General features: G+C 63.0%; 22 protein-coding genes. 11 read left to right on the forward strand and 11 right to left on the reverse strand.

From position 1 onward, the window contains the following. Window positions 1–10 precede the first annotated feature (10 nt). The 3 genes from corA to FJ418_RS00785 all read left to right on the forward strand — a co-directional run bounded on the left by corA (window position 11) and on the right by FJ418_RS00785 (window position 2,037). On the forward strand, window positions 11–985 hold the full coding sequence (gene corA / locus FJ418_RS00775; protein ID WP_140653356.1) for a magnesium/cobalt transporter CorA: 975 nt from the start codon (window positions 11–13) through the stop codon (window positions 983–985). A gap of 114 nt (window positions 986–1,099) precedes the next feature. Then, window positions 1,100–1,570 carry a MaoC family dehydratase gene (locus FJ418_RS00780; protein ID WP_140653354.1) on the forward strand — a complete coding sequence of 157 codons (471 nt, stop codon included), beginning with the start codon at window positions 1,100–1,102 and terminating at the stop codon, window positions 1,568–1,570. Further along, on the forward strand, window positions 1,567–2,037 hold the full coding sequence (locus tag FJ418_RS00785) for a MaoC family dehydratase (protein WP_140863063.1): 471 nt from the start codon (window positions 1,567–1,569) through the stop codon (window positions 2,035–2,037). The genes FJ418_RS00780 and FJ418_RS00785 overlap by 4 nt, the downstream gene beginning before the upstream one ends. A 129-nt stretch (window positions 2,038–2,166) precedes the next feature. On the opposite strand, the gene FJ418_RS00790 is transcribed toward FJ418_RS00785, so the two are convergent. From FJ418_RS00790 to petA, 4 genes are all read right to left on the reverse strand, one after another. Continuing rightward, the gene (locus FJ418_RS00790; protein ID WP_140645760.1) at window positions 2,167–2,712 is read right to left on the reverse strand and encodes an adenine phosphoribosyltransferase; all 546 of its coding nucleotides are present in this window, start codon (window positions 2,710–2,712) and stop codon (window positions 2,167–2,169) included. 97 nt (window positions 2,713–2,809) lie between these two features. Beyond that, window positions 2,810–3,667 carry a cytochrome c1 gene (locus FJ418_RS00795; protein ID WP_140645759.1) on the reverse strand — a complete coding sequence of 286 codons (858 nt, stop codon included), beginning with the start codon at window positions 3,665–3,667 and terminating at the stop codon, window positions 2,810–2,812. A 21-nt stretch (window positions 3,668–3,688) separates the two neighbouring features. Beyond that, entirely contained in the window at window positions 3,689–4,990 is a 1,302-nt protein-coding gene (locus FJ418_RS00800) for a cytochrome b N-terminal domain-containing protein (protein ID WP_140645758.1), read from the reverse strand. Between the two features lie 16 nt (window positions 4,991–5,006). Further along, complete coding sequence (petA, locus tag FJ418_RS00805; RefSeq protein ID WP_112099424.1) at window positions 5,007–5,567, reverse strand: ubiquinol-cytochrome c reductase iron-sulfur subunit; 561 nt, start codon at window positions 5,565–5,567, stop codon at window positions 5,007–5,009. 310 nt (window positions 5,568–5,877) lie between these two features. Here petA and FJ418_RS00810 point away from each other — a divergent pair, with 310 nt between their 5' ends. Next, window positions 5,878–6,222: a cupin domain-containing protein gene (locus FJ418_RS00810; protein ID WP_140782434.1), complete on the forward strand. Its 345-nt coding sequence runs from the start codon at window positions 5,878–5,880 to the stop codon at window positions 6,220–6,222. Window positions 6,223–6,293: 71 nt separating this feature from the next. Further along, entirely contained in the window at window positions 6,294–7,148 is an 855-nt protein-coding gene (locus FJ418_RS00815; RefSeq protein ID WP_140863068.1) for an alpha/beta hydrolase, read from the forward strand. Here FJ418_RS00815 and FJ418_RS00820 read toward each other — a convergent pair. Genes FJ418_RS00820 through FJ418_RS00845 form a run of 6 tightly spaced genes read right to left on the reverse strand, consistent with a single transcriptional unit; the run spans window position 7,145 to window position 13,811 of the window. Beyond that, window positions 7,145–7,456, reverse strand: coding sequence for a DUF6665 family protein (locus FJ418_RS00820; protein ID WP_140645756.1), 312 nt, complete (start codon window positions 7,454–7,456; stop codon window positions 7,145–7,147). The genes FJ418_RS00815 and FJ418_RS00820 overlap by 4 nt on opposite strands. A gap of 9 nt (window positions 7,457–7,465) precedes the next feature. Then, window positions 7,466–9,349: an ABC transporter ATP-binding protein gene (locus FJ418_RS00825; protein WP_140645755.1), complete on the reverse strand. Its 1,884-nt coding sequence runs from the start codon at window positions 9,347–9,349 to the stop codon at window positions 7,466–7,468. After that, complete coding sequence (locus FJ418_RS00830) at window positions 9,346–11,238, reverse strand: ABC transporter ATP-binding protein (protein WP_140863073.1); 1,893 nt, start codon at window positions 11,236–11,238, stop codon at window positions 9,346–9,348. The genes FJ418_RS00825 and FJ418_RS00830 overlap by 4 nt, the downstream gene beginning before the upstream one ends. Window positions 11,239–11,278: 40 nt before the next feature. Beyond that, complete coding sequence (locus FJ418_RS00835; protein ID WP_140863076.1) at window positions 11,279–13,159, reverse strand: ABC transporter ATP-binding protein; 1,881 nt, start codon at window positions 13,157–13,159, stop codon at window positions 11,279–11,281. Window positions 13,160–13,185: 26 nt separating this feature from the next. Beyond that, window positions 13,186–13,602 (reverse strand): hypothetical protein, encoded by a 417-nt coding sequence (locus tag FJ418_RS00840; protein WP_140863079.1) that lies wholly within the window; start codon window positions 13,600–13,602, stop codon window positions 13,186–13,188. 26 nt (window positions 13,603–13,628) lie between these two features. After that, entirely contained in the window at window positions 13,629–13,811 is a 183-nt protein-coding gene (locus tag FJ418_RS00845) for a hypothetical protein (RefSeq protein WP_140863083.1), read from the reverse strand. Window positions 13,812–14,095: 284 nt separating this feature from the next. On the opposite strand from FJ418_RS00845, the gene FJ418_RS00850 reads away from it, so the two are divergent. Then, window positions 14,096–14,554, forward strand: coding sequence for a tRNA (cytidine(34)-2'-O)-methyltransferase (locus tag FJ418_RS00850; protein WP_140858693.1), 459 nt, complete (start codon window positions 14,096–14,098; stop codon window positions 14,552–14,554). A gap of 148 nt (window positions 14,555–14,702) precedes the next feature. Beyond that, complete coding sequence (soxR, locus tag FJ418_RS00855) at window positions 14,703–15,146, forward strand: redox-sensitive transcriptional activator SoxR (RefSeq protein WP_140645750.1); 444 nt, start codon at window positions 14,703–14,705, stop codon at window positions 15,144–15,146. A gap of 181 nt (window positions 15,147–15,327) precedes the next feature. Here soxR and FJ418_RS00860 read toward each other — a convergent pair whose 3' ends face one another. After that, a complete protein-coding gene (locus FJ418_RS00860; protein ID WP_140645749.1) occupies window positions 15,328–15,585 on the reverse strand; it encodes a hypothetical protein in 258 nt (85 codons plus the stop codon). Between the two features lie 121 nt (window positions 15,586–15,706). Here FJ418_RS00860 and hemF point away from each other — a divergent pair, with 121 nt between their 5' ends. The 4 genes from hemF to FJ418_RS00880 all read left to right on the forward strand — a co-directional run bounded on the left by hemF (window position 15,707) and on the right by FJ418_RS00880 (window position 18,432). Beyond that, window positions 15,707–16,621, forward strand: a complete 915-nt coding sequence (gene hemF, locus FJ418_RS00865; protein WP_140863086.1) for an oxygen-dependent coproporphyrinogen oxidase — start codon at window positions 15,707–15,709, stop codon at window positions 16,619–16,621. 258 nt (window positions 16,622–16,879) lie between these two features. Next, window positions 16,880–17,140, forward strand: coding sequence for a DUF1344 domain-containing protein (locus tag FJ418_RS00870; RefSeq protein ID WP_140645747.1), 261 nt, complete (start codon window positions 16,880–16,882; stop codon window positions 17,138–17,140). Between the two features lie 243 nt (window positions 17,141–17,383). Continuing rightward, the gene (locus tag FJ418_RS00875; protein WP_008877709.1) at window positions 17,384–17,569 is read left to right on the forward strand and encodes a DUF1059 domain-containing protein; all 186 of its coding nucleotides are present in this window, start codon (window positions 17,384–17,386) and stop codon (window positions 17,567–17,569) included. Window positions 17,570–17,853: 284 nt separating this feature from the next. Further along, a complete protein-coding gene (locus FJ418_RS00880) occupies window positions 17,854–18,432 on the forward strand; it encodes a hypothetical protein (protein ID WP_140863089.1) in 579 nt (192 codons plus the stop codon). Window positions 18,433–18,463: the final 31 nt, after the last annotated feature.

The raw sequence follows: 18,463 nt of genomic DNA on the forward strand, positions 1-18,463 counted from the left end.
AGACCCGGCGATGATAAAAACCTTCGTCGTCGACAATGATCGCCTGCGCCTCACCGAGGATCTTGCGGCCGATGGCGACAGGGTCGTCTGGGCCGATCTCTTCAACCCGACCAAGGAGGAAGAGGCGCGCATCGAGAGCTGGCTGGGCATTGCCATTCCGACCCGCGAGGAGATGGAAGAGATCGAGATTTCGAGCCGCCTCTATATCGAGGATGGCGGCTACTTCATGACCGCCGTGCTGCCGGCGCAGACCGAGGCGGACGATCCTTTGATGTCGCCGGTAACCTTCGCGCTCGCCGGCAAGAGGCTGATCACCGTCCGCTACCATGAGCCCAAGGCCTTCAAGACTTTCCCGCAGCGCGCCGAAAAGGTGGCGACCGGCTGCACCAGCGGCGACACCATCCTGATCGGGCTTCTCGAGGCGATCGTCGATCGCCTGGCCGACATCCTCGAGCGCGCCGGCCGCGAGGTCGAAACAATCTCGCGCGACATTTTCGAGGCGCGCTCGACCAAGGCCTCAAAACGCAACCGCGATTTCCAGGAGCTCCTGAAAGGCATCGGCCGCAAGGAGGACATCGCCTCCTCGGTCCGCGACAGCCTGATCTCGCTGCAGCGCCTTGCCGGCTTTCTCGCCCATGTCGCTGACCAGACCAAGATGAGCAAGGATGTGCGCGCCCGCATCAAGACGCTGTCGCGCGACGTGCTCTCGCTCGCCGACCACGCGACTTTCCTGTCGCAGAAGATCTCCTTCCTGCTCGATGCCACGCTCGGCATGATCTCGATCGAGCAGAACGCCATCATCAAGATCTTCTCGGTCGCCGCCGTCATCTTCCTGCCGCCGACGCTGGTCGCCTCGATCTACGGCATGAACTTCGACATCATCCCCGAGCTCAAATGGGAGTTCGGCTACCCCTTTGCCATCGCCCTGATGGTGGTCTCGGCCATCCTGCCCTTCTGGTATTTCCGCCGCCGCGGCTGGCTCTGACGGGGTTGGCCGGCGACGGCTGGCTTACCAGAAATCACTTGACCAAATTGACTAGGACCTTCATCCGGGAAGGCCCGACTTTGGGGACCACGCGTTGTCAACCGGATTGTCAGCATGACCGGAAAGACCTGGGCCTATGAGGACTTCGTCGAGGGCGCCTCGCTCGACCTCGGCAGCAAGGACGTGAGCGCCGCCGAAATCATCGAATTCGCCAGCGAGTTCGACCCGCAGCCGATGCATCTCGACGAGGAAGCCGGCAAGGCGAGCATCCTCGGCGGGCTTTCGGCTTCGGGCTGGCATACCTGCGCGATGTTCATGCGCATGCTGTGCGACGCTTTCCTGCTCGATTCGACCTCTCAAGGCTCGCCCGGCATCGAGCATGTGAAATGGAAGAAGCCGGTGCTGGCCGGCGACAGGCTCACCGGCACGCTCACCATACTTTCCAAGCGCCAGTCGAAATCGAGGCCGCAGCTCGGCTTGATCACCATGCGCAGCGAGCTCGTCAACCAGCGCGGCGAAAGCGTCTTCGAGCTCGAAAACACCGGCATGTTCCTCGCGCGTGATGCCGCGAGGGACCTGTCATGACTTTGGAAGAGTATTTCCTGATCGGCGAAACCGTCACGCTCGGCGCGCATAAATTCGAAGCCGACGAGATCAAGGCGTTTGCCAAAAAATACGATCCGCAGATCTTCCACGTCGACGAAGAGGCGGCGAAGAAGAGCGTGCTTGGCGGGCTCTGCGCCTCGGGCTGGCACACTGCCGCCACCTGGATGAAATACAACCTGGAAAAGCGCATGGAGACCGAGGGCGTGCGCTGGACCGGCCCCGGCCCGCAGCCCGAATTCGGCCCCTCGCCCGGCTTCCGTAACCTGAAATGGCTGAAGCCGGTCTACGCTGGCGAGACCGTGACTTTCACGCGCATCGCGCAGGCGCACCGTCCGCTCGCCGGACGCCCGGGCTGGAACCTGCTGACGCTGCGTTCGGAAGGTTTCGATTCGACCGGCGACAAGGTGATCGAATTCGACAGCGCCGTGCTGGTGAAGGTGGGATAGTGAGTAGTGAGTAGTGAGTAGTGAGTAGTGACTATTCACTATTCACTATTCACTATTCACTATTCACTATTCACTATTCACTATTCACTATTCACTATTCACTATTCACTACTCACTACTCACTATTTCCTAATGCCCCTCGAACCCGATCAGCGTCCTCACCGGCACGCCGAGCGCTTCCAGCTTCTTGCGCCCGCCGAGGTCCGGCAGGTCGATGACGAAGCAGGCCGCGACGATGTCGGCGCCGATTTGCCTGAGCAGCTTCACCGCGGCTTCCGCCGTGCCGCCGGTGGCGATCAGGTCGTCGACGATTATCACCTTCTCGCCCGGCGAGACGCCGTCCTTGTGCATCTCCATCTCGTCCAGCCCGTATTCGAGGCTGTAGGCCACGCGCACCGTCTCATAAGGCAGCTTGCCTTTCTTGCGGATCGGCACGAAGCCCGCCGAAAGCTGGTGCGCCACCGCGCCGCCCAGGATGAAGCCGCGCGCCTCGATGCCGGCGATCTTGTCGATCTTCAGCCCGGCATAGGGATGGACCAGCTCGTCGATGGCGCGGCGAAAGGCGCGCGCGTCACCCAGCAGCGTGGTGATGTCGCGAAACAGGATGCCGGGCCTGGGATAATCCGGAATGGTGCGGATGGCCGCAAGCAGCGTGTCTTCGAGGGAGGATTTCATGGGCGGTTGATCCGTTGCCGCACAGTTTTGCCGACAAGCGGCCGAAAAGAAAAGGGCGCCATTCGGCGCCCTTGCATTTTTCTGGAAGCAAGGCGCCTCAGTGCGCCACGTCGGCCCACACCCTGCGCTTGGTCATATAGACCAATGCGCCGAAGAGCAGCAGGAAGATCATGACACGGAAACCGGTCTTCTTGCGGTCCTCCAGATGCGGCTCGGCGGCAAACATCAGGAAGGCCGAGACGTCGCGGGCATACTGGTCGACCGTCTGCGGCGAGCCGTCGTCATAGGTCACCTGACCGTCCGAGAGCGGCTTCGGCATCTTCAGCGACAAGCCGGACAGGAAGTACGGATTGTAGTGCGTGCCTTCCGGGATCACCATGCCGGCCGGCGGCGTCTGATCGTAGCCGGTGAGCAGCGAGTGGATGTAGTCCGGGCCGCCCTGCGCGTACTGCGTGAAGATGTCGAAGATGAAGCGCGGGAAGCCGCGCTCGACGCCGCGCGCCTTGGCGAGCAGCGACATGTCCGGCGGGGCGGCGCCGCCATTGGCGGAGGCCGCGGCCTGCTCGTTCGGGAACGGCGCCGGGAAGTGGTCCGAGGGCTTGCCGGGACGGTCGAACATGTCGCCGGCGTCGTTCGGGCCGTCATGGATGGTGTATTCGGCGGCCAGCGTCTTGATCTGCGCTTCCGAATAGCCGAGCCCTTCCAGCGTGCGGAAGGCCACCAGGTTCATCGAGTGGCAGGCCGAGCAGACTTCCTTGTAGACCTTCAGGCCGCGCTGCAGCTGCGCCTTGTCGTAGGTGCCGAACGGACCGGCGAAGCTCCAGCTCATTTCCTTCGGTTCGTTGATCGGGAAATGCGTCGGAGCGGCCGCGTTGTGTTCCTCTTCGGCGGCGATGGCAGCGGTGCCCGCGACCACCAGGCCAAGCAGCGCCAGCGAGGTGAGAATCTTCTTCATACCCAAAATCCCCTCAGATTCTCAGCCCGTGGTTTCCGGCGCGACGGTAGCACGTGCCGGATGTCCGCTGCCGCCCTTTTTCTTTTCAAGCACGGCCTCGGTGATCGAGTTCGGCAGCCTGCGCGGCGTCTCGATCAGGCCGAGCACCGGCATGATGACCAGGAAGAAGGCGAAGTAGAACAGCGTCGCCATCTGCGCCATGAACACATAGCTGCCTTCCGCCGGCTGCGAGCCGAGCCATCCGAGCAGGACGGCATCGGCCACGAACACCCAGAAGAACAGCTTGTACCATGGACGGTAGACCGCCGAGCGCACCTTGGAGGTGTCGAGCCACGGCACCAGGAACAGCATGGCGATGGCGCCGAACATGCACAGCACGCCGCCGAGCTTGGAGTTGATCGGCCCGATGTTGAAGGTGATGGCGCGCAGGATCGCGTAGAACGGCAGGAAGTACCATTCCGGAACGATGTGGGCCGGCGTCTTCAGCGGGTTGGCGACCGTGTAGTTGTCCGGGTGGCCGAGAAAGTTCGGCAGGTAGAAGACGAAATAGGCGAAGACGAACAGGAACACGATCATGCCGAACGCGTCCTTGATGGTGGCGTAGGGCGTGAAGGCGACAGTGTCGGTCTTCGACTTGACCTCGATGCCGGTCGGGTTCGACTGGCCCACGACATGCAGCGCCCAGATGTGCAGCACGACGACGCCGGCGATCATGAACGGCAACAGGTAATGCAGCGCAAAGAAGCGGTTCAGCGTCGGATTGTCGACGGCGAAGCCGCCGAGCAGCAGTTCCTGGATCCAGTTCCCGACCAGCGGAATGGCGCTGAAGAAGCCGGTGATGACGGTAGCGCCCCAGAAGCTCATCTGGCCCCAAGGCAGCACGTAGCCCATGAAGCCGGTGGCCATCATCAGGAGGTAGATGATGCAGCCGAGGATCCACAGGAGCTCGCGCGGCGCCTTGTAGGAGCCGTAGAACAGGCCGCGGAAGATGTGGATGTAGACGGCCACGAAGAAGAACGAGGCGCCGTTGGAATGGAGATAGCGCAAGAGCCATCCCGAATTCACGTCGCGCATGATCTTCTCGACCGAATCGAAGGCGAGATTGGTGTCGGAGGTGTAGTGCATCGCCAGCACGATGCCGGTCAGGATCTGCGCGACCAGCATGATCGACAGGATGCCGCCAAAGGTCCACATATAGTTGAGGTTGCGCGGCACCGGATAGGCGACGAAGCTGTCATAGACCAGCCGCGGCAGCGGCATGCGGGCGTCGAACCAGCGCTCGATACCGGTCTTGGGCGTATAGGTCGAGTGTCCCTCGCTCATCGAAATATCCCCTGCCTCAACCGATAAGGATCTTGGTATCGGAAATGAACTTGAATACCGGGATCGCCATGTTCTCCGGCGCCGGGCCTTTGCGGATGCGGCCAGCGGTGTCGTACTGCGAACCGTGGCACGGGCAGAACCAGCCGCCGAAATCGCCTTCCTGGCCGAGCGGGATGCAGCCGAGATGGGTGCAGACCTGCACCATCACCATCCAGGCTTCCTTGCCGGGCGTGGTACGGTTGGCATCGGTCGCCGGCGCGTCGGAGGGCAGGTTGGCGTTGCGCGCGATCGGGTCCTTCAGATCGGCGAGGTTGACGGCCTCGCCGTCCTTCATTTCCTTTTCGGTGCGGTTTCGCACCACCACCGGCTTGCCGCGCCACTTGACGATCAGCGAAGAACCGGGCTGCAGCGAGGCGACGTCGACCTCCACCGAGGCCAGCGCCAGCGTCGAGGCGTCGGGGCGCATCTGGTCGATGAACGGCCACGCGACGGCTCCCGCGCCGACAACGGCGGCCATGCCGGTGGCTACGTAGAGAAAATCGCGACGGTTGGGATCGTGGATGTCGGTTGCGCTCACGGGTGCCTGATCCTTTCGCCTCTTCCTAACCGGAGGCCGAGCCTTGTCCCCGCTCAATCGCACCTGCCCGACAGCGCATGGCGAACAGGCTAGCGAATTCCTCCGGCATTTGGATTTCGGTTTATGCGTGCAGCCCGTTTTTGTCCAGCGGGGTGAAGGCACAAGGGCAGATTGTCGCGGGGACGCACAGCGGCCTTGGCCGACACCTCCCGGCCAGGCCGTCGGACAGCGTGAAACAGCGAGAAATCCGGGGTGAATCGGGCCGGTGTTCGCCTCGACATCGGCTCCTGGCCCGGTCTATTGTCCGGCCATGGCGCATGTCATCGAACGCGACAGTTGGGCCGAAGCCCCCGACCGCTGGATAGGCGAGCTGCAATGCGGCCAATTCGGCGCCAATTCCTGCCTGATCTTCAACTACCAGCCGTCGATCGGCGGCGGCCCGCGCCTGCACAAGCACCCCTATGCGGAAATCTTCGTCATCCGCTCCGGCACCGGCCTGTTCACGATCGGCGACCGGGAAATCGAGGCCACGGCCGGCCAGATCCTGATCGTGCCGCCCGACACGCCGCACAAATTCACCAATCTCGGCCCCGGCCCGCTCGAAAGCACCGACATCCACGAGAACGGCCACTTCATCACCGAGTGGCTGGAATGATTCTGATTGGGCCTGTCCGAAGCCTGACCGCAACCTAGTTCCATCCATCTGGCAACGATGGAGATCGACGCATGCAAACACGCGCCATCGAGGTCGAGGGGATGGCTATCGCGATCCGGGAAGCAGGACCGTTCGATGCGCCCGGCCTTCTGCTGCTGCATGGCTGGCCGCAAAGTTCATATGCATTCGAGGCAGTCATCGACCGGCTGGCCGAGAACCAGCACGTGGTCGCGCCAGACCTGCCGGGCATCGGCGGCTCGTACGACGCGCCCGGGACTGGCGAGAAGAGATATCTGGCAAGATTGATAAGGGGTCTGATTGGCGCTTGCGGCCTGCGGCAGGTCATCGTCGCCGGTCATGACGTCGGTGGCCAGATCGTCTTCGCGCTGTTGCGCGACTTGCCCGAGGAATTATCCGGCGCGGTGATCATGAACGTCGTCGTCCCCGGCGTGGCGCCGTGGGAAAATGTCATCCGCAATCCGCATATCTGGCATTTTGCCTTTCATGCGATCCCGGCTTTGCCGGAGATGCTGGTAGGCGGCCAAGAGCGCGCCTATTTCGATTTCTTCTTCGATATCCTTTCCAAGGAAAAGACCGCTATCCCCGCGGAAGCCAGGGACATCTATACAAAGGCCTATTCGCGGCCGGAAAGCCTCAAGGCCGGCTTCGACTGGTACCGCGCCTTTGCCGAGGACGCCAAGGTCAATTCCCGCCCATCCGCGATGCCGATCACCACGCCGGTTCTTTATCTCAGGGGTTCGGCCGAATCCGGCGACATCGCCGATTATCTCGACGGCTTGAGGTCCGCCGGTCTGTCGCGGGTCGAAGGCGACATCATCGCGGATACCGGGCACTTCGCCGCTGATGAGAACCCCACGGCACTCGCTGCAAGATTGGTACGCTTCCGTGAAGAAATCAGTGCCTAACTGGCACCAAGTCTAACCAGCACCGCCCGCGGGATGTCGTATTCGCGGATCACGGCATCATGCTTGCGCAGGCCGCAAAGCTCGCGCTGGATGAAGTAGGCGTGGACGGCCGCGGCGGCTTCCTTGAGCAACCGGTTGCGATGCTCGCCCTCGCCGCTCTCGCGCAACTTGGCAAGGGTTTCCTCGACACGCTGGCCGGCGCGGCCGAGCGCCGCGGCCTTTTCGGCGAGGATTTCGTGGCCGAGCAGGTCGAGCGCGCTCTCCTGCGCGCCTGACCGTCCGAAATTGGTGGGCATGCGTACCGACATGACGCCGTTCTACTCCGCAGGGCGCGTCTCTTCCAGCGCGCTTTCCTCATTGAACAGGAAGCCGCCGGACTGCCGTTTCCAGAGCCGCGCATAGAGCCCATCGAGCGCCACCAGTTCGTCATGCGTGCCCTGTTCGACGATGCGGCCGCCGTCGAGCACCACCAGCCGGTCGAGCGCCGCGATCGTCGACAGCCGGTGCGCGATGGCGATTACGGTCTTGCTTTCCATCAGCCTGGTCAGATTCTCCTGGATCGCCGCCTCGATGTCCGAATCGAGTGCCGAGGTCGCCTCGTCGAGGATCAGGATCGGCGCATCCTTGAGGAAGACGCGCGCGATCGCCACGCGCTGCCGCTGCCCGCCGGACAGCTTCACGCCGCGCTCGCCGACATAGGCCTCGTAGCCGGCGCGGCCGCGGTTGTCGCGCAGTCCGAGGATGAAGTCATGCGCCTCGGCTTTCCTGGCCGCGGCGATAACCTGCGCGTCGGTGGCATTCGGCATGCCGAGCTTGATGTTGTCGCGCAGCGAGCGGTGGAACAGCGCGGTATCCTGGCTGACGACGCCGATATTGCCGCGCAGCGAGTTCTGCGTGACCCCGGCGATGTCCTGGCCGTCGATCAGGATCTGGCCACCCTCCAGGTCGTAGAGGCGCAGGATCAGGTTGGCCAAGGTCGTCTTGCCGGCGCCCGACGGGCCGACCAGCCCGACCTTCTCGCCCGGACGCACGACGAGATCGATGCCGTCGAGCACGCCTTGCCCCTTGCCGTAATGGAAGGTGACGTTCCTGACCTCGATGCGGCCGCCGGTGACGACCAGTTCCTTGGCGTCCGGCGCGTCGGTCAGGCCCAACGGCTGCGAAATCAGCGCCTTGGAGTTCTCCAGCACGCCGAGGTTTCGCAAGATGCCGTTGAGCTGCATCATCAGCCTTCCAAGCAGCATGTTGAGCCTGAGCACCAGCGACAGTGTGAAGGCAACGGCGCCGACCGTGATCGAGCCTTCGACCCAGAGATAGATGGCAAAGGCTGCGATCGCCGTGATCATGATGCCGGAGAGCATGGTCAGCGCCATGCGCACGCCGGTCAGCCGGCGCGTGAACGGCCGTAGCGCGTCGAGATAGATGTCGAAGCCGCTGCGAATATAGCGGTCGTCGCCATCGGCTGAAAACAGTTTCAGCGTCTGCACGTTGGAATAGGAATCGACGATACGGCCGGTGATCATCGAGCCGGCCTCGGCGGTCGCCTCTGCATGCTTGCGGATCGCCGGCAGATAGAGTTTCGCCAGCCAGCCGAAGGCGGCGATCCAGATCACCACCAGCACTGCCAGCCGCAGATCGAGACCGGCGACCAGCGCCAGCGTGGTGACCGTATAGACGATCATGAACCACACGACCTCGATGAAGCTTTCCATCAGGTCGCCCGTCGCTTGCCCCGCCTGCCAAACCTTGGTGGCAATGCGGCCGGCGAAATCATTCTGGAAGAAGGCGTAGGACTGGCGCGAGACATGCCGATGCGCCTGCCAGCGCACCAGATTGTAGAAGCCGGGCGTGATCGTCTGTTCGTCGACAAGCGCCGACAGGCCGACCACGGCGGTGCGGATGACGAGCACTACCGCGCCCATGAACAAGAGCTCGGGACCGGCCGCGGCCCAAAGCGCGTGCCAGTTGCGTTCGCCGGGCAGCTGGTCGAGGATATCGACCAGCCTTCCGACGAAATAGAACAGGCCGGCCTCGACCAGCGGCGCGATGCCGCCGATGATCAGCATGGCGAAGAAGGCGAGCTTCGCCTGGCCGACATAGTGCCAGAGAAAGCCGCCGACGCTGACGGGCGGCCGCAGATTCGCCGGCTCGCGGAACGGGTAGACCCAGCGCTCGAACCAGCGATAGACGCCCTTCATCATTCGGCGGCTTCACCTTTCGTCGCCAGATCGTCGGCGACCGGTTTTTCCTCCAGCAGGAACCCGCCCGACTGGCGCCGCCAGAGCTGGGCGTAGAGCCCGCCCCTGGCGATCAGCGCCTCATGCGAGCCGTCCTCGACGATGCGGCCCTTGTCCATGACGACGAGCCGGTCCATCGCCGCGATGGTCGACAGGCGGTGAGCGATGGCGATGACGGTCTTGCCCTGCATGAGCTTGTAGAGGTTCTCCTGGATGGCGGCTTCCACTTCTGAATCGAGCGCGGACGTGGCCTCGTCGAGAATGAGGATCGGCGCGTCCTTCAGCATAACGCGGGCAATTGCGATGCGTTGCCGCTGGCCGCCGGACAGCTTCACGCCGCGCTCGCCGACAAGCGCCTCATAGCCGCTCTGCCCATGGGGATCGGTCAGCCCCGCGATCACATCGTCGATCTGGGCGGCTTTGGCGGCGCTGAACATCGCCTCGTCGCTAGCCGTCTGGCGCCCATATTTGAGGTTCTCGCGAACGGATCGATGCAAGAGCGAGGTGTCCTGGTTGACGAAGCCTATCGCCGTCCGAACGCTTTCCTGCGAGACGTTGCGGATGTCCTGCCCGTCGATCAGCACCTTGCCGTCTTGGACGTCGAACAGCCGCAGCACGAGATTGACCAGCGTCGACTTGCCGGCTCCCGAACGGCCGATCAGGCCGACCCGCTCGCCCGGCGCGATCTTCAGCGACAGATTGTCGATGACCCCGCCTTTGCCGTCCTTGCGCCAGTAATTGAAGTTCACCCGGTCGAACTCGATGCCGCCGGCGGTCACGACGAGGGCCGGTGCGTCGGGCTGGTCCTGCATGACGATCGGCCGCGCGATCGTCGTCATCGAGTTGCTGGCGACGCCGATCTGCCGGAAGACGTTGGCGCCGACGTCGAGGATCCTGCCGGAGATGTTGGCGATCTGCAGCGCGAACGGTATCGCGGTCGCGACGGCCGCGGTGGTCAAGGCGCCGGCGTTCCAGCCGACGAGTGCCAGCCAGCTCACGGCGATGAGCAGCGCCGCGTTGAGGATGAACAAAGCTGACCACATCAGCGTGAAAACGCGCATCAGCTGGTAGAATGTGTCGGCGTGCTCGACGACTGCCTGCGAGACATATTTGTCTTCGTGCTCGCCGGTCGAGAATGTCTTGAGCGTCAGGATGTTGGTGTAGCTGTCGACCATGCGGCCGCTCACCTGCGACCACCGCTCGGACAGTTGGGACGAGCGTTGCGTGATCCTGGGCATCGCGGACCAGAAGATCAGGCAATAGAACACCAGCCACACCGCCACGACCGCCAGGAGAAGCGGATCGAGCCGCGCCAGCACGACGATGGCGACCGCAACGAAGACCAGCGCATACCAGACGGCATCGACGGTGAGGTTGACGCTCATCTCCATCGAATCGCCGCTTTGCATAACCTTGGTTCCGATGCGGCCGGCGAAGTCGTTCTGGAAGAACGACCAGTCCTGGCGCACGACATGCCAATGGCTCTGCCAGCGGATGAGGTCGATGAGGTTTGGCGCGATGGCGTGGTTGCGGATGAGCCCGTCGATGACCATCGAGAGCGGGCGCAGCAGCACGACGAACGCCATCAGCACGAGCAGCGGCCCATGCGCGGCGAAGAAGTCTCCCGGCCTGGTGCTGGAGAGCAGGCCCACGATCAGGCCGACGAAAATCGGCAGCATCGCGTCCACGATTGCCGCGACCGCAACGATGACGATGCGCAGCCAATAGGCGGTGCGAAACTGCCTTATGAAATACCAGTAGAACCGCCAAAGCCCCATTGGCGGCTGCCTGTCTTCAGCCAGCGCCACCGGCGAATAACGGCTTTCGAACCAGGTGAAGATGCGGTCGAGCATTTTTCTCTCATAGACGCCGGAAACTGCAATCGCGATCGCGTTACTCAGCTGCCATCTCGGATTCCGGCGCCTTGGCATCAACCTCGGTTGGCGCGTCATCGAGCAGGAAGCCGCCGGACTGGCGCTGCCAGAGCTGCGCATAGAGCCCGCCCTTGGCGACGAGTTCCTCATGCGAGCCTTCCTCGATGATGCGGCCCTTGTCCATGACGACGAGCCTGTCCATCGCCGCGATGGTCGACAGACGGTGCGCGATGGCAATGACGGTCTTGCCCTGCATCAGCTTGTAGAGGTTCTCCTGGATTGCCGCCTCGGCTTCCGAATCGAGCGCCGACGTCGCCTCGTCGAGGATCAGGATCGGCGCGTCCTTCAGCATGACGCGGGCGATCGCGACGCGCTGGCGCTGGCCGCCGGACAGCTTGACGCCGCGGTCGCCGACATGGGCGTCGAAGCCCTTGCGGCCGTTGTGGTCCGAAAGCCCGCCGATGAAATCGAGCGCCTCCGCCCGGCGCGCCGCCTCGGTGAGCATCTCGTCGGTCGCGTCGGGCCGGCCGTAGAGGATGTTCTCCTTCACCGAGCGATGCAGCAGCGAGGTGTCCTGCGTCACCATGCCGATCTGCGCGCGCAGCGAATCCTGCGTCACCGCCGCGATCTCCTGGCCGTCGACGAGGATCCTGCCGCTTTCCAGGTCGTAGAAACGCAGCAGCAGATTGACCAGCGTCGACTTGCCGGCGCCCGAGCGGCCGACGATGCCGACCTTCTCGCCGGGCTTCACGGTAAGCGACAGGTTCTCGATGACGCCCTTCTGCTTGCCGTAGTGGAAGCGGATGTCGTCAAAGCGGATCTCGCCCTGGCTGACACTGATGTCCTTGGCTCCCGTCCTGTCCTCGACCAGGCGCGGCAGCGAGATCGACTGGATGCCGTCCTGCACCGTGCCGATATTCTCGAAAAGCCCGGACATCTCCCACATGATCCATTGCGACATGCCCCACATTCTGAGGACAAGGCCTATGACCACGGCGACGGCGCCAATCGTCACCGCCTGCCCCAGCCAAAGCCATAGCGAGATTGCCGTGACGGAGAACAGAAGCAGCGAATTCAGGATGTAGAGCAGGCCGTAGAGCACCGTCACCAGCCGCATCGAGCGGTAGACAGTGTCGAGGAAGCTCGCCATGCCTTCCCTGGCGAAGGTTGCCTCGCGCCGCGCATGCGAAAACAGCTTCACCGTCTGGATGTTGGTGTAGCTGTCGACGACGCGGCCGGTCATGGTCGAGCGCGCATTGGCCTGCTCCTCGCCGACCTTGCCGAGCCGTGGAATGAAAAAGCGCAAGAGCCCGATATAGCCAACCAGCCAGACGGCGAGCGGTGCGGCCAGCCGCCAGTCGGCCGAGCCGACGATGAACAACATGCCGAGGAAGTAGACGACGACGTAGTTCAGCACGTCGATCAGCTTGATCACGCATTCGCGCACGGCGAGCGCCGTCTGCATCAGCTTGGTGGCGATGCGGCCGGCGAACTCGTCCTGGTAGAAGGCCATCGACTGCTTGAGCAGATAGCGATGCACCTGCCAGCGGATGCGCATGGGATAATTGCCCATCAGCGTCTGCTGGTTGAGCAGCGAATGCAGCCATACCGTGCCCGGCAGCGCGAACAGCACGACGAAAGCCATGCCGGCGAGCTTCCAGATCTCCGTCTGCAGGAAGGTTTCGCGGTTCTGCGCCGACAGCCAGTCGACGATGCGGCCGAGGAAGCCGAACATCCAGACTTCGGTGAAGGCGATCGCCGTCACCAGCACCGCATCGACGACGATGTAGGGCCAGGCGCCGCGCGTGTAGTGCACGCAAAACGCGATCAGCGTCCTCGGCGGCTCGACCGGCTCCGCGGCGGGGAACGGATCGAGCCTGTTTTCAAACCAGCGGAACATTCCAGGCACTCGACTTATCTGTGCGCTCACGCGGCGCGGGATTGATGGGCAAGGCTTTGCGGCCGCGCCGCATTGCGGGCCGGCGACACGGAATCATCCGAGTCGCAGGCCCTATCCCGCGCAATATAGGGTTTCGCCGGCATTTCGCCGACAGGTTCGTTTGACGATCCTGACGGCCCCGAAGTTCCCGACGAAAGGCCGGAGCCTGCCCGGTTCCTGTCGCCCGGCCGGATCAAACGGATGATCCGGCGCACCAGCGTGGGCCGGCTGCGGTCGGGCACCGCGCGCGAGAAATCGACGTCCGGCAGCATGCCGCGATGCGGCCTGCGCCGTTCCTCGGCATGCACCGCCGACGAATAGGTCTCGCCGATCAGCAGCGCCCAGGTAGCCACCTTGCGCTCATGCAGGCTTCTTGACCCCGGTATCTTGTAGGGATCGAACATCGGTCCGTCCTCCATATGCAAATGCGTTAAAAAGGTGATGCGGCCTCGACCACCGGCATTCGGCCGAAGGCGCGGATCGAATCGGCCGGAACCGGACGACGAGCGTCAGCCTCGGCACGACGGTAACCGTCGGTCTTGACACGACGGCAAGCATCGGTCTTGACACGTTCAGCGGGAGCGCGGCGCCCCTTTGGCAGTTTGAAAAACATCGCAAGATTCCTTCGAAGGCCGAAAACTGGGTTCGGCGGGAATCGGTGCGATGAGGACTTAAAGTGTCAGAAGAATCGTCGTACCGAAACCGCCTGCGGGCATACGTGAGCCCCGGAGAGGAGCTGGATGTGCATGGTCATCATGTGTTCCCCTCCATTCGGTTCGGGTTGACGATGGTGGGCATATACTCGACTTCGCAGAAAATGGCCACCCGCCAGTCCAGAAATCGCCAAAAGCCGGAGGTTCCTGTGGCCGATCTGCCACTTATTAGCAGGATGCGGAAATGAACGATCGTCTCCGCATCGCGCTCTACCAGCCGGATATCGCCGGCAACACCGGGACAATCCTGCGCTTCGCCGCCTGCCTCGACATCGGTGTCGATATCATCGAGCCGGCCGGCTTCCCGCTCTCCGACCGGGCACTGAAACGGGCCGGCATGGACTACCTCGAAAAGGCGGCGCTTTCCCGCCATGCCGACTGGCACGCCTTCGAGGAGTGGCGAAAGACCAACGCGCGCCGCCTGGTGCTGCTCACCACCAAGGCCACGGCCGCCTACACCGACTTTGCTTTCGTTGCCGGCGACATCCTTCTGTTCGGCCGCGAATCCGCCGGCGTGCCGGATCAGGTCCACCAGGCGGCCGACGCGCGACTGACCATTCCGATGCGGGCGGGCGCCCGCAGCATCAATGTCGCGCTGTCGGTCGCCATGGTCGCGGGCGAAGCGCTGCGCCAGCTCGGCTAGGACGCGCCGGGTTTCCTCGCTCTCCCGAACCGCCACCCCTTCCGCCGTCATTTTCGTCCAGGCGCACATCGCCTTCTCCTGCATTTGCCATATCGTCGCTCTTTCGCTACAAGCTCAACTTAACTTGAGGTCAAGCGGGAATTTGAGAATGGCTCCGGCAAGGGAATTGACGGTCGGCCAGGTGGCCGTGCGCAGCGGCGTGGCGGTATCGGCGCTGCATTTCTACGAGGCGCGCGGGCTGATCCGCAGCCATCGCACCTCCGGCAATCAGCGGCGCTACAGCCGCGACGTGCTGCGCCGCGTGGCGATCATCCGCGTCGCCCAGGAAGTCGGCATCTCGCTTGCCGGGATCGCACAGGCGTTCCAGTCCCTGCCCGAAGAGCGCACGCCGACGCGCGAGGATTGGAACCTGCTTTCAACAGCCTGGCGCGACGATCTCGACCAGAAGATCGCCCAGCTCAAGAAATTGCGCGATGGCCTGACCGATTGCATCGGCTGCGGCTGCATGTCGATCGACAAATGCCCGCTGAGAAACAAGGAAGACCGCCTGGCCCGGGAGGGAACAGGTGCGAGGCGGCTGGCGGTGCGCTGACGGTCTGGCGCCAAGGTGCATTGAGATTCAGGTCAGGCCGAGCCGGAGTCGAAGACGGGCGCGAAGCGACCAAACTAGATGACTTCCGAGAACCGGAGCGGAGCGTACTTAAAGTACGTGAGCACCGGAAGCACCGGAAGCCGCCGTTTGCAGGCCGGCCTCACCTGAATATCAATGCACCTTAATCAGCCGCCGGCAACCGCCGCATGGTGAACTCGATCACGTCGCCTGGACGTTCGAACCAGCTTTCGATCTCGGTCCAGTAGGCCTGTTTCGGAAAACGCTCGAACCACTCCTTGGCCTTGAGGCGCGCATCCGGGCGCGGCAGCACGAAGGTTTCGCGCAAGAAACCGTCGCGCGGCTGGTTTTCGCGCTCAGCCCGTGAGCGCTCCAGCCTCTTCTTCAAGCCATCCAGCGGCGGTCTTGCCGGGGTGCGCACGAAGGAACTCCTTTGCACCTGGATCAGACAGGACTTGACCCTTGTCCTCAAGAGATTAGGGATCGCGCGCAGAAAAAACGAGTCATTTGTCAGGCAAGTGAGCCTGTGACTGGAGACCGAATTGGAAAGACCTGATCTTCCGGTGGGCCTGCCGGCCGATATCGAGCAGAAGAAGATGAAGGCCCGCCTCTGGTTCGAGGCCTTGCGCGAGCGCATCTGCGTCACCTTCGAGCAGATCGAGCAGGAGCTCAGCGGCCCGCAAGCATCATGGTCGCCCGGCCATTTCGAGAAGACCCCCTGGGAGCGCGACGAAGGGCGTGGCGGCGGCGGCACCATGTCGATGATGCGCGGTCGCGTCTTCGAGAAGGTCGGCGTTCACACCTCGACCGTCCATGGCGAATTCTCGCCCGAGTTCAGGAAACAGATGCCCGGCGCCGAGGAAGACCCGCGTTTCTGGGCGAGCGGCATCTCGTTGATCGCCCACCCCTGGAATCCCAACGTGCCGGCCGTGCACATGAACACGCGCATGGTCGTCACCACGCGCCAGTGGTTCGGTGGCGGCGCCGATCTGACGCCGGTGCTCGACCGTCGCCGAACCCAGGACGATCCCGACACGATTGCCTTCCATCGCGCCATGCAGTTCGCCTGCGAGAAGAACGCCGCCGTCGCCGACTATCCCAAATTCAAAGCCTGGTGCGACGAGTATTTCTTCCTGCCGCACCGCAACGAGGCGCGCGGCATCGGCGGCATCTTCTTCGATTGGCTGCATTCGGACGAGGACAGGGGCGGCTGGAACGCCGATCTCAATTTCGTCCAGGATGTCGGACGCTCCTTCCTTGTCGTCTATGCCCATCTGGTGCGGGGCAACTTCAACCAGGACTGGACCGACGGCGAGCGCGACGAACAGCTGATCCGGCGCGGCCGCTACGTCGAATTCAACTTGCTTCACGATCGCGGCACCATCTTCGGCCTGAAGACCGGCGGCAATGTCGCCTCGATCCTGTCCAGCCTGCCGCCCGAGGTAAAATGGCCGTAACGATCCGGTGAGCCCCGGTCATGGCCGCATTGCTGTCCCATTCGGTGAATCTTGGCGGGCAATGTGGCAGGGACGATATCTTTTTCGTCTAATATCCTTTTGAAAAAATTGATCTATTTAGGGTCGTCGGGTCGGGAAGCGCCGGCGGTCGAAGCGGAGATCATCTGTCACCGCCGGCCGTGACTCGACGCGACTTGACGGCCCTGACCAGGAGGGTGCCTGACCAAACGGGTGCCCTTGTTTCCAGGAGAGTATGCCATGCGCAAGCTTATCGTGACGGCAGCAGCCGCCGCCTTTCTCGCCTCCGGTGGCGCCGCGTTCGCGGCGGTGAAGCACACCACCGGCACCGTCAAGAGCTTTGATGGAACGGCCATGAGCCTTGTTCTGGACGATGGGTCGACATTCAAGCTGTCCAAGGCCTTCAAGGATCCCGGCGTTCAGGCCGGCGAGAAGGTCCGCGTGTCCTGGGACATGAGCGGCAAGAACAAAATCGCCGAGGCCGTCAAGATCATGAAGTAACGACCTTGCTCTGAAGGTCCAGTTCTCAGGCAGCGGGGAAAGGCGGGGCATAGTGCTCCGCCTTTCCTTCCATTCCGGGATTGGGGACTTTCGATGCAACCGAACCGTCCGACACGTGTTATGGTAGTCCGGCAGAGCAACCGGAAGAGGCGCGCCGCCGTTTCCCTCCCGGACTGCCAAGAAAAAAATCAGGGGCGGCCGGCCGGCCAAGGTCGAACCACCCGCGCTAGGAAAGGAAGAGTCATGAAGGAATTCCAATGCGGATCGCTGGTTCCCGGCTGTGACTGGCACACGCGCGCCGACGAGGAAGCGGAGGTCATGCGCCGCGCCGTCGAGCATATGCGCGAGACGCATGGCGAGACCGTTATTCGCGAGACCATGATCGAGGCGATCCGCTCGCGCATCCAGAAAGTTCGCGACGCCGCCTGATCGGGCCAGATCGCAGGCTTCCAAACGTCACCGGCCGACAGGCACGATGGCGGATCGTTGCTTCCGGCGCATCCCGCCCTTTTCGCCGGCGATCCTCCGATCGCCGGCGAAGTCATTGTTTATGCTTAATTCCAGCGATTTCTTATATTCGTAACAGCTTAGGTAACCTGGCGGTAACGGTCTGCGTGCGATTCTCCCGCGCATGATCCGGCCAGAGGCGGCTGCCCGAGAAGCCCTTCGCCATCAAGGCGCTGTCCGGAATGGTGGGGCGAGGTGCTTCGCGCATGCGCGAGCGATCCGACATCCGAGGCGGTCTCTGCACGGCGGTGCTCCTGTCGTGCGCCTTCCTCTTGGCGTCCGCTGCGACAGCGCAGGAATGGACCACCTCGCTGGTCGATATCCATCAGGGTTCTCCGCTCAGCGACCGCGCCAGGGGCCTCGGCAACGGCGGCTATGAGCTGCAGAGTGGAAGCTGGGTCTCCTTCAGCCGTTGGTATCACGCGAGCTGGGTCGATATGCATGTCGATCTTCTTACCCAGATCACGCCCGATACCGGCTTTCTCTGGGGATTTGGCACCGGGGAACAAGGCGAGAAATACAGCATCGAGCCCAGTCTCAAGCTTGGTTTTCTCGCTCAGGTCCATCCCAATCCGAACAGCACCCTGTCCCTGTCGGTCACCTCGGTTATCGGCGGCAACCTGACCGAAAAGCCCTGCGAGGCCGACTACGGCGAGTTCGGAACCTACAGCGTCAACTGCAGGCTGGCGGCGGGCGAGGCGGCGCCCGCGGAAACGCTGAAGTATCTGGTCAGCGCGAAGCCAGAGAGCATGCATCTCTGGCTGAACTACCGTCTCACTTTCTGATCGGAGGGGCCGCGGATGAAATCATCTTGTC

This window comes from Mesorhizobium sp. B2-8-3 (genome assembly GCF_006440815.1).
Classification (GTDB): Bacteria; Pseudomonadota; Alphaproteobacteria; order Rhizobiales; family Rhizobiaceae; genus Mesorhizobium.